We start from the raw sequence: 13887 nt of genomic DNA on the forward strand, positions 1-13887 counted from the left end.
CTTGTCTGAGAGCGCGCCTGCCGTGGGGTAACAATCGCGGCTTGCGTACAATGCGGCGACCAGTGGAACCCGCCAATATCACCTTGTTGAGAAACGAGCCCTCAGTCCAATGTCCGAGACCGCACCCAACGTCGATCACGCCGAGGTCAACAAATTCGAGGCCCTCGCCGCGCGCTGGTGGGACCCGCATAGCGAGTTCAAGCCGCTGCACGAGATCAACCCGCTTCGGCTCAGCTATATCCAGCGTCATGTCTCCCTCGCTGGCCGCGAGGTCCTCGACGTCGGCTGCGGTGGCGGCATCCTATCCGAGGCGATGGCACTCGAAGGCGCCAAGGTCACCGGCATCGACATGGGCGAAGAGCCGCTGCGCGTCGCCGACCTGCACACCCTCGAGACCGGCGTCGAGGTCGAGTATCGGCAGATGCCGGTCGAAGCACTCGCCGACGAGCGTCCGGCGAGCTTTGATGTCGTCACCTGCATGGAGATGCTCGAGCATGTCCCGGACCCAGGCTCGGTGATCGATGCCTGTGCCCGCCTAGTGCGGCCGGGTGGCCATGTCTTCTTCTCGACGCTGAATCGCAATCCTAAAAGCTATCTGTTCGCGATCATCGGTGCCGAGTACGTCCTGAATCTGCTGCCGCGCGGTACCCATCACTACGCCCGCTTCATCCGACCCTCGGAGCTCGATCGCTGGGTCCGGCCAACGCCGCTGCGGATCATCGACCTCACCGGACTGACCTACAATCCGCTCACCCGCCATTACCGGCTGGCGAAGGACATCGATGTCAACTATCTGGCAGCCTGCCGGAGACCGCGAGCCGAGCATGCCTGAAGCGGCGCCCTGATGCATTGACCGGTTGTGAGCAGGATGGCTGACCCCCTCGGCCCTGCCGCGGTGCTGTTCGATCTGGATGGCACCTTCGCCGATACCGCCCCCGATATGGCGGCGGCGCTGAACCGATTACTGGCACGCTACGATCGGCCTGCAGTCCCGTTCGAGCAGGCGCGCCGTCATGTGTCATCCGGCTCGCGCGGGATGCTCGCAGTCGGCTTCGGCATCGGCCCCGAGGACCCGCGCTATGCCGCGCTTCGGGATGAATATCTGTCCCTCTATGCGGCCGATATCCACTGCGAGAGTTGCCTATTCCCCGGTATCGCCGAGCTCGTCGAAGCGCTCGACGCGCAAGGGATCTGCTGGGGCATCGTCACCAACAAGCCCGCCTGGCTGACCGATCCACTGCTGGAGGCGATGGCGCTGCCGATCCGACCCGCCTGCGTGGTCAGCGGCGATACCACGCCGCGCCCCAAGCCGCATCCGGACCCGCTGTTCCACGCCTGCGGCCTGATCGACCGTGAGGCGAGCGCCTGCTGGTATGTCGGCGATGACCAGCGCGACATCCAGGCCGGTCGCGCCGCCGGGATGCGGACGCTGGCCGCCCTCTACGGTTATCTGGGCATCGAGCTGCATCCCCGCGACTGGGGCGCCGACGGCCTGCTCGAGCATCCGCTCGAGGTCTTGCGCTTCCTGGCGCCCGATCCGCCCCCGATCAGTCCAGCCCCTGCCAGCGGCCCGGCCGATGTCGCCTGAGCGCATCCGCCCAAGCGCGGCCCGCCCGGTCGGCGCGGCAGGCTCGGCCCATGCGGCAGGATCAGCCAGCGCGGCCAGCGCCGAATGGCGGTTTCCGAACCGCGCCACCCCCCCTGGCTCCAGCGCCTACTACAGCGTGCGGCTCGCCGCCGCCCCACGGCGCGATGCCTTGGCCGCCCTGTTCGCCTGGCGTGCCGAGCTGCGCGCGATCCTGGATCAGGTCTCCGACCCCGGTGTCGCCCGCATCAAGCTCGACTGGTGGCGCAGCGAGCTCGAGCGCATCTTCGCCGGCACGCCACGCCATCCGCTGAGCGAGGTCCTGGCCCCGGTCGTGGCCGCCCACCGGCTGCCCGAAGCCCCGTTCATCGCGATCATCGCCGGAGTCGAAACGGCGCTGCAGAATCCGCGTCAGCCCGACCTCGGTACCCAGCGCGATGCCGACGAGCAGGATCGCGGCGCCCTGTTCGAGCTGCTCGCCCACTGCGAAGGCGTCGTCGACAGGCACCCACTCACCCAGGCCCGCCGTGTTGGCGGCTGGTGTGCCCAGGTACGCCGTCTTCGCGATGCCGGCCTGCTGCTGCGCCAGGGACGCGCGGTGCTGCCGGCCGACCAGCTCGCCGCCGCCGGTCTCAGCCAGGAGGCGCTAGCCAGCCCCGAGGGCCGACAGCGGCTGCCCGAGCTGCTGCGCGCGCTGGCTGAGCAGCTCCGCTCGCAACTGCCGAACCGGCCGGCAAACGAGCCAACAACCGGGTCGCCTGTCCAGCCGTCTGAACTCACGCGGGCAGTGCGCATTCAATTGCGCCTGCACCAAGACCTGCTCGCGGTCCTCGAGCGCAGCGGCTTCGACGTCGCCGACCAGCGCATCGGCCTCACGCCGCTGCGTAAGCTTTGGCTGGCTTGGCGGGCTTCGCGTTGAGGCCCGAGCAGGCTTTGCGCGCCACCGCTCGCTCGCCCAATGAGGCCCGCGCCGATCAGCTGACGCAGCGCATCGCCGATCGCTACCTGAGCCTCTTTCAGGCCTTCGCCGCACGCATGCAGACCTTGACGCAGACTCAGGATGTCTGAGCAACAGCCCTTCGGATTGACCTCCGACGTCATCACCAAGCTGCGCGCCGAGCTGGGCCGCACTGCGCATCTGCAACGCGCGGTCGTCTTTGGCTCGCGCGCCAAGGGCAACTACCGTCATGGTTCGGATATCGACCTCGCCCTCTTCGGCTCGGAACTGACCGACGCGGATCTGCTCGACCTGGAAGGCCGCATCGACGACCTGTTGCTGCCCTATCAGGTCGATCTCTGCCTCGTCGACACCTTGGAAAGCGCCGACTTGTTGGCGCACATCGAACGTGTGGGGCAGCCGCTCTATCCTGCGCCTTGAGACCGACCGGAGCTTGAGAGCAACCGGACTGGGCCTGATACAGCAACCGTGACCTCCTGCCGAAACCCGAGGCCGCGGGAACTGACGCGCCCTCGGAATAACCCGACTGCCCTACTGCGACACGGCTGCTAGAATGGCGGCATGTTTGCCCAGCCTAGCCCCAAGGCCACTGCCCGATGGAAATACTGCTTGCCAACCCCCGCGGCTTCTGCGCCGGCGTCGACCGCGCGATCGACATCGTCGAGCGCGTGCTCGAGATCTACGGCGCACCGGTCTACGTCCGCCACGAGGTCGTCCATAACCGCTACGTGGTCGATGATCTCCGCAACCGCGGCGCCATCTTTGTCGATGAGGTCGCCGCGATACCGAACGGCGCCACCTGCATCTTCAGTGCGCATGGCGTCTCGCAGCAGGTGCGCGAGGAGGCGGCCGCGCGCGACCTGCGCATCTTCGATGCCACCTGTCCGCTGGTGACCAAGGTCCACCTGGAGGTCGCGCGTCACTGCAAGGCCGGCTTCGACGTCGTGCTGATCGGCCATCGCGGCCATCCGGAGGTCGAAGGCACCATGGGCCAATGCCGCGCCGACGGCGGCCGGATGCACCTGATCGAGACCGCCGACGAGGTCGAGGCCCTCAGCGTACAGGACCCGGATCGTGTCGCCTATGTCACCCAGACCACGCTCTCGGTCGACGACACCGCCGGCGTCATCGCCGCGCTGCAAGCGCGCTTCCCGAACCTGACCGGACCGAAGAAGAGCGACATCTGCTACGCGACCCAGAACCGTCAGGACGCCGTGCGCGCACTCGCCGAGCAGGCCGATCTGATGCTGGTGGTCGGCTCGACCAACAGCTCGAATTCCAATCGCCTGCGCGAGCTGGCCGAGAAGCAGGGCGTCCCGGCCTATCTGATCGACGGACCCGAGGACATCGACCCAGCCTGGCTCGAGCACCGGGACCGGGTTGCCCTGACCGCCGGTGCCTCGGCACCGGAGCTGCTCGTCGAACAGGTGATCGCGAAGCTCAAGGCACTGGGCGCAGACGCGGTCGTCGAGCAGAGCGGCATCCGTGAACAGGTGGTCTTTGCCTTGCCCAAGGAGCTTCAGCCCGACGCCGCTCTGGAGGGCGAGGCCTGACGATGAGCAGCATCCTGATCGTTGGCGGCGGCGTCATCGGCCTGATGACCGCCCGCGAGCTGGCGCAAGCCGGCTGCAAAGTGACCCTGGTCGAGATGGGCCAGACCGGCAAGGAGTCCTCCTGGGCCGGTGGCGGCATCCTCTCCCCGCTCTACCCCTGGCGCTATCGCGGCGCCGTGACGGCATTGGCCTCCTGGAGCCAAGCCGCCTATCCGGCCTTCTGCGAGGACCTGTTCGACGAGACCGGCGTCGATCCCGAATACAGCCGCTCAGGGATGATGATCCTCGACCCCGATGCCCCGGACCTGGCCCTGAACTGGGCCGCGACCGAGCAGGTCGCGATGGAGCTGTTGGACCGCACCGAGATCGCCGAGAAGGAGCCCGGCCTGCACTTCGAGACCGATGCGGCCCTCTGGCTGCCCGAGATCGGGCAGATCCGGAACCCGCGGCTGACCAAGGCCCTCCACGCGAGCATCGGCAAGCAGATCGAGCTACGTGAGCGCGAAGAGGTCGTGGACCTGCGGGTCGAGAATGGCCGGGTCCAGGGCGTCAAGACCATCTCGGGCACGCTGGACGCCGAGCATGTGATCGTCTGCACCGGCGCCTGGACCGCCCAACTGCTCGAGAAACTCGGCCACAAGCCCGATATCCGACCGGTTCGTGGCCAGATGATCCTGTTCTACGCGAAGCCGAGCCAGATCCGCCATGTCACGCTCTTCCGAGAGCGCTATGTGATCCCGCGTAAGGATGGCCGCGTGCTGATCGGCAGCACACTCGAAGAGGCCGGTTTCGAGAAGCGGACGACGGCCGAGGCCAAGGAAGAGCTGTATCGGATCGCGGTCGAGATGTACCCGCTGCTCAAGCGCACACCGATCGAAGACCACTGGGCCGGTCTGCGCCCTGGATCACCGAGCGGCATCCCCTACATTGGTCCCTATCCAGGCGTCGAAGGGCTCTACGTCAATGCCGGTCACTTCCGCAACGGGCTCGTGACCGGCCCGGCCTCGGCGCGCCTGATCAGCGACATCGTCCTCGAACGCGAGCCGATTCTGCCGCCCTCGGCCTACGCGCTCGACAGCCCCCGCACCTGACAGCGCAAGCGTCTTCCAAGACCTGCCGGTAGCGGCCCGAAAGAGGCGCCGCTCCGGGCTGGACGGCCCTGCCAAGCCCGTTTCCGACCGCCCCGAGTGACGCAACAGCGACGCTGCTGATTCGGGGTGATCCGAAAACCGGCCGTTGACCGCTGCGCCGATCGGACAACCGCTTGGATTGAGGCTTACGGACAGACCTCGTCTCTCACTCGTGCGAGGTTCCGATTGCGCCGCGACGCTCTAGCCACTGCGTAAAGATTGCTCGGATGCGGTCGTGCGTTCGGGCATACCATTCCACATCCTTGATGATCCGTGTCCGGGCATTGCGGGGGTGGGTCGGCAGATGCGGCTGCATGTCGAGGCCGCGATCGATATGGTCGCTGACCCGCGCACTCGCGGAGCGTCGGGCCGGGCCATAGGGCAGATAGCGGGCGAAACGCGCCAGCGCATCGGTGCTGGTGGCGTAGCGCACGAAGTCCCAGGCCGCGCTCGATTGAGCGCTCGCGGCGCTGATGGTCCAGTTCTCGAGCTCCTGGATCTGGCCATCCCAGAGGATCTCGATCGGGGCGTCACGCTCGGCGACGGCATCGAAGAAGCGGCCATTGTAGCCGCTCGCCATCACCACCTGGCCAGCGGCTAACAGCTCTACCGGTCGGCCCCCATCCCGCCACCAGCGCACCTCAGATGCGATCTCATCGAGCCGTTCGAGCGCCAGTCCGAGGCCGCGGCGGGTACTCAGCAGGTTGTAGAGGTCCGCTGCGGGCACGCCATAGGACCGCAGCGCCCACTCCAGGTTGCCGAAGGGTGCGCGCTGCAATGCGCGTTGCCCAGGAAAGCGCTCCAGATCGAAGAGGTCCGCGACGCGGGTCGGTCGAATACCGGGAAAGGCGCGGCGATCGTAAGCGATGACGGTCGCATAGGCGGTATGCGCGACGCCACAGCGGGTCAGTGCATCGGCGATGAAATCGCGCGCCGCCGGAACGCCGTCCGGTGACGGCGGCAGCTGCTCGTGCGGCAATGGCTGCAACAGGCCTTCACGGCAGGCGGTCAGGGTATCGCTCATGGTCATATCGACCAGGTCCCAGGGCACCTCGTCGCCGTCTCCAGCAACCTGCCGGCGCAGCTCGGCCAGACCGCCGTCGTAGCGCCGCACCGCGATCTCGATGCCGGTCGCGCGGCTGAAGGGCTTGAACAGCGCCTCCCGCTGCGCCCTCGCGTAGGCGCCGCCCCAAGTACCGATCCGCAACACCGGTGCCGCGTTATCCGGCGCAGCCAGCCCGAGAGCGGGCGCAACGAGCACCACCAGCATGAGGCCCCAGCCCGGCCGGCAGCAGGCCCGATACCAAGCGGCGCGTCCCTCAGCCGACGCCATGCTCTTCGCGCCGCACCGCGTCCAGGGTCTCGACATGGGCGCCGGAGAGCGCCACCTCAGGCAGCACACCAACGAGACGCCCCTTGCCACCGCGCTCGATCACCGGCAGCGCGGCCCCCTCCAGCGACCTCGCCTGCTCCAGCGCCACCCATAACGAGCTGCCTGCCGCAACCACAGGCCGCCCTGGCTCCCGCGCCTCGGCGGCGGTCTCGGCACCGGCGCGGTGGCGGGCCTCGAGCGCGGCCAGGGTCACGGTACCCTGATAGCGGCCGTCGTCATCGACCAGATAGCCTTCCCCATGCCCGCCGGCACCAAGCCGAAGAATGGCCTGCCGCAGCGGGGTCTCGGGACTGAGGATCACCGCGGCCGGCCGCACATAGGCATCGATCGGCTGCCCCTGCAACAGCGTCCGGCTGCGCCCGGCCGAGAGGTCCAGCCCCCGATTCGCCAATTGGCGATCGAACAACGAGCGTCCGAACAACCGGAACCCGACCAGATTGGCAAGCGCGACACTGGCCAAGGCCGCCGTGGTCAGGGTGTAACTGGACGTGAGCTCGAACACGATCAGCACCGTCGCCAGGGGCGCCCCGATCACCGGCGCCGTGACCGCGACCATTCCGGCCACCGCATAGACGACCATGCTCGCCTCCGGCCCGCCGGTCACGAGTGCGGCAAGATTACCGCAGAGGGCGCCGAACAGCGCGCCGATCAGCAGGGCCGGGCTGAACACCCCGCCGCTGAAACCGAACCCGAGACAGAGGGCGGTCGCGAGCAGTTTGGCGACCAGCAGCAGCACGAGCTCGGCCGACCCGATGGCGTCGGCGATCGTCGTGAAGCGCAGCGTCTCGGCACCGATGCCAAGGATATCCGGTACCCACAGCGCGGCGGTGCCAAGCAAGGCACCGGCCGCAGCCGGCTGCAACAGCGCTGGGATTCGACTCCGCTGCGCCAACCTGGCAGCGGCCAGCAGCGCCTGCATATAGGTCACCGCGACCAATGCCCCCACAGCGCCCATCACCAGGAACAGCAGATACTCCCAGCGAAACTGGATCTCGGCGCTGGCGACATAGAACAACGGCGGTCGGTCGAAGATCAGGCTCTCGACCAGATAACCGCCGAGCGCGGCCGCCGCGACCGGGGCGAACGCGCGCAACGCGAAATGGCGCAGCACGACCTCATGGGCGAACAGGATACCGGCCAGCGGCGCCTTGAACGCGGTCGCGATCGCGGCCGCGACCCCGCAGGCGATCGCGATATTGTCCTCGGAACGGCTCGCGCGCAGCAGCCGCGCGCTCAGCGAGCCGAGGGTGCCACCGAGATGGACCAGCGGACCGTACTGTCCGACCGATGCGCCGCTGCCGAGCGCGACCAGACTGCTCAAGGCCGAGATCAGTCCAGGGCGCACCGGCAGCCGCCCCCTCCGCGTCTGAACGGCGGCGATCACATCCGGCGGCCCGTGCGGGCGACGCTCCAGGATCAGCCGATGCAGCAGCGCGACCACCAATCCGCCGAGGGTTGGCACCGCAATGGTCGCGGCCACCAGCCAGCCCTGGTGCTCGAACATCATTCGGCTACGCGGCGAGATCAGCAGCCAATCGTTCAGCTGGAACACGGCCAGCACGAAGCTGGCCGACAACAGCCCGACCAGCAGCCCGACCACGCCGCCGAGCAAGACCAGCAGACCCAGATTCAGGGGGCGCTCAGATGACCGCGCCATCCCAGGTCTCGGAGCTCGGCGCGCGCCCTCAGACGCCCCCGGCGCCCCGCTCGCTCGCCGCCGGTGACGTTCCGCCCGCTGCGCCACGGCCTGCACGACCGGTCGATTCTCGCGATGATCCACCGGTCGATGCACCCGGGCGGATCCACCCGCCGACGCGGTCGCCAATCCACTGGAACATCACGTAGAGCCCCGGGATCACCAGGATGCCGAACAGGGTCGCGGCCAGCATCCCGCCGAGCACCGTGAAGCCGAGATGGATGCGCGAATTGGCCCCGGCGCCGCTCGCCAGTACCAGGGGCAGCAGGCCGATGATGAAGGCCATCGCGGTCATCAGCACCGCCCGGAAACGCATCTGCGCGCCGGCCAGCGCGGCCTCGAAGCGGCTCTTGCCGTCGTCGCGCTGCTCCTTGGCGAACTCGACGATCAGGATCGCATTCTTGGCCGCCAGACCGATCAGCAGCACCAGACCGATCTGGGTGTAGAGGTCGTTGGTCAGGCCGACGAGCCACAGCGTCAACAGTGCCCCGAAGATCGCAACCACCACCGAGGTCAGCACCGAGAACGGGATCGCCCAGCTCTCATAGAGGGCCACCAGGAACAGATAGCCGAACAGCACCGCAAGCGCGAAGATCGCGAGCTCGGCGCCCGCACCCTGCTGCGCCTCCTGGTAGGACATCCCGGTCCATTCGTAGCCATAACCGGACGGCAACGCCTTTTTTGCAGCCGCCTCCATCGCCGCCATCGCATCGCCGGTCGAATAGCCGGGCGCCGGGCTGCCGTTGATCGACGCGGTCAGGAACTGGTTGTAGTGGAAGACCTGGTCGGCACCGAGCTCGGTGCGCACCTCGGCCAGCTCAGCGATCGGGACCATCTTGCCCGAGGTCGAGCGCACATAGGTGCTGGCGATGTTCTCGGCCGCGTTGCGCGCATCCTGCTCGCCCTGCAGGTTGACCTGGAAGGTCCGCCCCAGGTAGGTGAAGTTGTTCACATAGGTGCTGCCGAACACCGACTGCATGGTCTCGAACAGGGTCGCGACCGGCACATCAAGATACTCGGCCTTGGTCCGATCCAGGTCCAGGAACAGCCTTGGCGTGTCGGCGCTGAAGGTCGAATAGGCCTGCGCGATCCGCGGGTCCTGATTGGCGGTCGCGAGCAGCCCCTTCAGGACCTGGGTGAGCGCCTCCGGCGACTGGCCGCCGAGCGCCTCGAGCTGCAGCGTGAAGCCGCCGGCGTTGCCGAGGCCCGGGATCGGCGGCGGCGGAAAGACCAGCACGTTGGCACCCGGTATCGCGCTGTACTGCGCGCTCAGGTTGCCGATCAGCGCGCCGAGCTTCGTCTCCGGCGAGGTGCGCTCCTCCCAGGGCTCGAGCACGATGACACCGAGACCGCTGTTGGAGGCCACCGAATTGGTGAGGATGCTGAAGCCGGCGACCGAGAGCACATTCTCGACCCCCGGCGCCTGCTCGGCGATCTTGCGCGTCTGCTCCAGGACCTCGGCGGTGCGCGGCAATGAGGCCCCGCTCGGTAGACTCGCATCGAGATAGATCACCCCCTGGTCCTCGTTCGGCAGGAAGCCGCTCGGCAGCCGCTCGAGCACCAACGCCGAGCCCAGCCCGACCGCGATGATGATCAGCCCGGCGACGGCGGAACGCCGGGCGATCAACGCGACGATCCACACATAGCCGTTGCGCGCGCCGTCCAGCCCTGAATTGAACCACTTGAACGGCCCGCGCCTCGGCTGTTTCGGCGTGCCGAGGAAGAGCGCGGTAAGCACGGGCGACAGGGTCAGCGCATTGACCGCCGAGATCGCGACCGCCGCCGAGATCGTCACCGCGAACTGGCGAAACAGCTCGCCTGAGATCCCGGGAATGAAGGCCACCGGCGCGAAGATCGCGAACAGCACCAGGGTCGTCGAGATGATCGGCCCGGTGACCTGCCGCATCGCCTTGAGGGTTGCCGCCCGCCGATCGAGACCCTCCTCGAGCATCAGGCGCTGCACGTTCTCGACCACGACGATCGCATCATCGACGACCAGGCCGATCGCGAGCACCACCGCGAACAGGCTGATGGTGTTGGCCGAGAAGCCGACCGCGAGCAGGACGATGAACACACCGATCAGCGAGACCGGGATGGTCACCGCCGGGACGATGGTCGCGCGCAGGTCCTGCAGGAACAGGAACACGACCAGCAGCACGATGACCGCAGTGATCGCCAGCGTGACGAGGATCTCGTGGATCGAGGCGGTCACGAACAGGGTCGAGTCGTACATCACCTCGGCCGCAACCCCATCCGGGAAGCGCCCCTTAAGCGTCTCGAGCTCGGCGCGGACGGCGTCGGCGACGGTCAGCGCATTGGCGCCGGGCGCCTGATAGATCGCGATGCCCGCCGCCGGCTTCCCGTTGAAGGTCGTGACCGCGTCATAGGACTCGGAGCCGAGCTCGACCCGCGCAATATCGCCGACTCGGACGATCCCGCCATCCTGGCTGGTGCGCACGACGATCTGCTCGAACTCCTCCGGGGTCGCCAGCTGCCCCTTGGTGACGATGGTGAGCTGCGAGACCTGATCCGCCCCGATCGGCGGAGCGCCGATCTGCCCCAGCGCGGCCTGGATGTTCTGCGCCTGGATCGCCTGCTTCACATCCTGCGGGGTGATGCCGAGCGCCGCCATGCGCTCGGGCTCGAGCCAGATGCGCATCGAGTAGTCCAATGGCCCGAACTGCTTCGCCTCGCCGACCCCGTTGACCCGCGCCAGCTCGTCCTGGATGTTGATGGTCGCGTAGTTCGACAGGAACAGCGCATCCTTGCTGTCATCGGGCGAATAGACCGAGATCACCAACAGCAGATTGGTCGACTGCGCCTGGACCGTCACGCCCAGCTCCTGGACCTCCTGCGGCAGTTTCGCCAGCGCCTGCGAGACCCGGTTCTGGGTGTTGACCTGGGCGATATCGGGATCGACGCCGACATCGAAGGTCACCGAGAGGCTGTAGATCCCGGCGCTCGAGGCGGTCGCCGACATGTAGGTCATGCCCTTGACGCCGTTGACCTGCTCCTCGATCGGACCGCCGACCGTATCGGCGATGGTCTTCGCATCGGCGCCCGGATAGGTCGCCGTGACCTGCACCACCGGCGGTGTGATCGGCGGATACTGCGCGACCGGGATCGCGAACATCGCCAGCAGACCGGCGACCACGAGCACGATCGAGACCACGGCCGCGAGCCGCGGCCGCTCGACGAAGGTCTTGGAGATCATCAGTTGTCGTCCGCTGCGTTGGCTGTGCTCTGGGTCGGCCGACCTTCTGAGGTGCCGCTTGCGTCCGAACCGGAAGCCGGATCGGAGTCGGTCCGTGCAGAATCGGCGCTGCCGTCGGCATCGCCCGATTGGCCGTCGTGGCTGCCGGCTGGCTGATCGGCTTTGTCAGTCGCGGCGTCACCGCTCGAGCCAGTACCGCTGGAGTCGATCGACAGCGCCTTGCCCATCGGTGCGGCCTCACTCTGCTTGACCGTCTTCACCTTGACGCCCGGCTTGACCTTCTGGATACCGGAGACGACGACGATCTCGCCACCTTGCAGGCCCGAGGTCACCGCATAGCCGTTGCTGGTCTGTACGCCGGTCTTGATCTGCCGCACCGCGATGCGGTTGTCCTGACCGACCAGGTAGACCTGCGCGCCGTCACGGGTGCGCTGGATCGCGGCGGCCGGCACCACCGGCTCGCGCTGCGGCTCGGCGCTGCGCACCAGCGCGGTGACGAACTGCCCAGGCAGCAACAGATGATCCGGATTCGGGAAATCGGCATAGACCGCGATGGTGCCGGTGCCCGGATCGACCTGGTTGTCGACGAACGCGAGCTTGCCCTGATGCGGGTAGGTCTGTCCGGTCGGCAGGATCAGCTCCGGCACGAACTGCACCTGCGCCTTATCCTTGCCAGTCGCGCCGGCGGCACGCTGCTGCACCTTCACGAAATCCGAGCTCGGGATCGAGAACACGGCGCGGATCGGATCGAGCTGAACGACGGTCGCGAGGGTGCCGCTGCTGCTGTCGACCAGGTTGCCCTGGGTGTACTGGGTCGCACCGATGCGTCCGTCGATCGGACTGCGGATGATCGTATAGCCGAGGTCGATCTCAGCGCTCTCGATGCCGGCCTGGGCCTGCTGGATACTGGCCTTCGCCTCCTCGACCGCGGCCTTGGCCTCATCGCGCTCGGCCTTGGCCCGATCAAAGGCCGTCTTCGAGACATCGCCCTGCTTGACGAGGGTCGCCTGGCGCTCGAAGTCCGCCTGTTTGTCCTCAAGGGTCGCCTGCGCACTCGCCAGCTGGGCCTTGGCTGCAGCGAGCTGCCCCTCGGCACTGGCGAACTTGGCCTGGAACGGCGCCTGCTCGATCCGATACAGCATCTGCCCGGCCTCGACCGCGCTGCCCTGATCGAACGCGACCCGCTCGAGGAATCCCTCGACGCGCGCCTTCAGGTCGACCGACTGGATCGCCTTGATGGTACCGATGTAGCGGTGCTCAGCGCTGACGTCCTGAACCGCGACCGCTGCCACCACGACCGAAGGCGGCGGCGTCTGACCAGCCCCGTCCCCGGCCCCATCTGTTGCGCCGGCGACCCCGGCAGCGAGCGCCGCCGCAGCAGCGATCGCGATCCCAACCGTCTGCCGCCGCAGGCCAAGCGGACCCCGAACCGATCCAGGTCGCCGCCTGCTGGCACCGCCCCCTCTTATCGCTTCCAGATCCGGCTGTCCCATTTGCATCGATGCCATAAGCTCCTGACTCCTCGAGGCTTCTTGTAGAAGTGATGCGCTGCTGGTGATGCGCTGCTGGTGATGCGCTGCTCTGGGGGCCGCACTCGATGCCGCGCCCAAACGCTGAGCCAAAGGGTGTTCCGGTGCGGGCGCGGCGATGGCCAGAGGCGATGCGCGTCATCCATAGTCGGGCCGATCAGGCGGCGCAGGCTTCGGCAGGGCCCGGATCACGGTCGCGACATCTTCGCTGAACCGCCCCAGGCAGCGGCTCATCGCTGCGACGATCGCCTCCGAGCGTTGCGGGCTCAGGCCCACTCCCGCGCCGCCGCTGAGCCCGATGCCCGGCCCCGCCTGCTCGGGCGCTTCGCCGCCGCGGACCGGACAGCGATAGACGTCCTCCCGTGAGGCCAGCGCGCGTTGGAGGCGCTCATCCATGACCGACCAGCGTACCTTGAGCACCGCTTCGGCATCGGCGCGGCCTTCGAAGCTCACGACCTCGGCCGTGACCCGAAAGTCGAGCGGCATGCGTGACTCCGACGGAAAGATCAGGATGCGGCTGGTATCCAGCAGATAGGCCAGGTTCTCGCCCCAGACGCGCAGGAAATCGTCCTGCACCGTGCCGCCCCAGCGGTTGAACTCCTCCAACGCCAGGCGGTTCGCGCCATCACGCACGACCAGCTGCGGCCGGTCCAGAAACTGTGGGAACACCACCGGCCCGATACCGATGGCCAGCGCGCCTCCGCTGATCTCGACGCTGCGCTGCGCCGCCTCGGGCAACGGCGTCAGCGTATAGAAGCGCGATGGCGGCGAGCTCGCGCAGGATGCTGTCAGCAACGCGCAACAGAGCATTCCCCAACCGAGAAGCCGG

General features: G+C 67.6%; 12 protein-coding genes. 7 read left to right on the top strand and 5 right to left on the bottom strand.

All coding sequences use genetic code 11. From position 1 onward, the window contains the following. Positions 1-109 precede the first annotated feature (109 nt). The 7 genes from ubiG to thiO all read left to right on the top strand — a co-directional run bounded on the left by ubiG (position 110) and on the right by thiO (position 5187). Entirely contained in the window at positions 110-832 is a 723-nt protein-coding gene (gene ubiG / locus CKO40_RS05230; protein ID WP_200345138.1) for a bifunctional 2-polyprenyl-6-hydroxyphenol methylase/3-demethylubiquinol 3-O-methyltransferase UbiG, read from the top strand. 36 nt (positions 833-868) lie between these two features. After that, positions 869-1588, top strand: coding sequence for an HAD family hydrolase (locus tag CKO40_RS05235; RefSeq protein ID WP_200345139.1), 720 nt, complete (start codon positions 869-871; stop codon positions 1586-1588). Next, positions 1578-2504 (top strand): squalene/phytoene synthase family protein, encoded by a 927-nt coding sequence (locus tag CKO40_RS05240; RefSeq protein ID WP_200345140.1) that lies wholly within the window; start codon positions 1578-1580, stop codon positions 2502-2504. Before CKO40_RS05235 ends, CKO40_RS05240 begins: the two co-directional genes overlap by 11 nt. A 14-nt stretch (positions 2505-2518) precedes the next feature. Beyond that, the gene (locus CKO40_RS24850; protein ID WP_276570782.1) at positions 2519-2653 is read left to right on the top strand and encodes a hypothetical protein; all 135 of its coding nucleotides are present in this window, start codon (positions 2519-2521) and stop codon (positions 2651-2653) included. After that, complete coding sequence (locus CKO40_RS05245) at positions 2646-2963, top strand: nucleotidyltransferase family protein (protein WP_200345141.1); 318 nt, start codon at positions 2646-2648, stop codon at positions 2961-2963. Before CKO40_RS24850 ends, CKO40_RS05245 begins: the two co-directional genes overlap by 8 nt. Before the next feature lie 176 nt (positions 2964-3139). Continuing rightward, a complete protein-coding gene (gene ispH, locus CKO40_RS05250) occupies positions 3140-4096 on the top strand; it encodes a 4-hydroxy-3-methylbut-2-enyl diphosphate reductase (RefSeq protein WP_200345142.1) in 957 nt (318 codons plus the stop codon). Positions 4097-4098: 2 nt separating this feature from the next. Further along, positions 4099-5187 (top strand): glycine oxidase ThiO, encoded by a 1089-nt coding sequence (gene thiO, locus CKO40_RS05255; protein WP_200345143.1) that lies wholly within the window; start codon positions 4099-4101, stop codon positions 5185-5187. Between the two features lie 205 nt (positions 5188-5392). On the opposite strand, the gene CKO40_RS05260 is transcribed toward thiO, so the two are convergent. The 5 genes from CKO40_RS05260 to CKO40_RS05280 all read right to left on the bottom strand — a co-directional run bounded on the left by CKO40_RS05260 (position 5393) and on the right by CKO40_RS05280 (position 13853). After that, positions 5393-6559, bottom strand: coding sequence for an extracellular solute-binding protein (locus CKO40_RS05260; RefSeq protein ID WP_242476840.1), 1167 nt, complete (start codon positions 6557-6559; stop codon positions 5393-5395). Then, a complete protein-coding gene (locus CKO40_RS05265) occupies positions 6546-8276 on the bottom strand; it encodes a chloride channel protein (protein WP_200345144.1) in 1731 nt (576 codons plus the stop codon). The genes CKO40_RS05260 and CKO40_RS05265 overlap by 14 nt, the downstream gene beginning before the upstream one ends. Before the next feature lie 28 nt (positions 8277-8304). Then, positions 8305-11529 carry an efflux RND transporter permease subunit gene (locus CKO40_RS05270; RefSeq protein WP_200345145.1) on the bottom strand — a complete coding sequence of 1075 codons (3225 nt, stop codon included), beginning with the start codon at positions 11527-11529 and terminating at the stop codon, positions 8305-8307. After that, entirely contained in the window at positions 11529-13037 is a 1509-nt protein-coding gene (locus tag CKO40_RS05275; protein WP_200345146.1) for an efflux RND transporter periplasmic adaptor subunit, read from the bottom strand. The genes CKO40_RS05270 and CKO40_RS05275 overlap by 1 nt, the downstream gene beginning before the upstream one ends. 159 nt (positions 13038-13196) lie before the next feature. Next, complete coding sequence (locus tag CKO40_RS05280) at positions 13197-13853, bottom strand: PqiC family protein (RefSeq protein ID WP_242476841.1); 657 nt, start codon at positions 13851-13853, stop codon at positions 13197-13199. Between the last annotated feature and the right edge of the window lie 34 nt (positions 13854-13887).

Source organism: Halochromatium glycolicum (genome assembly GCF_016584085.1).
Lineage (GTDB): Bacteria > Pseudomonadota > Gammaproteobacteria > Chromatiales > Chromatiaceae > Lamprobacter > Lamprobacter glycolicus.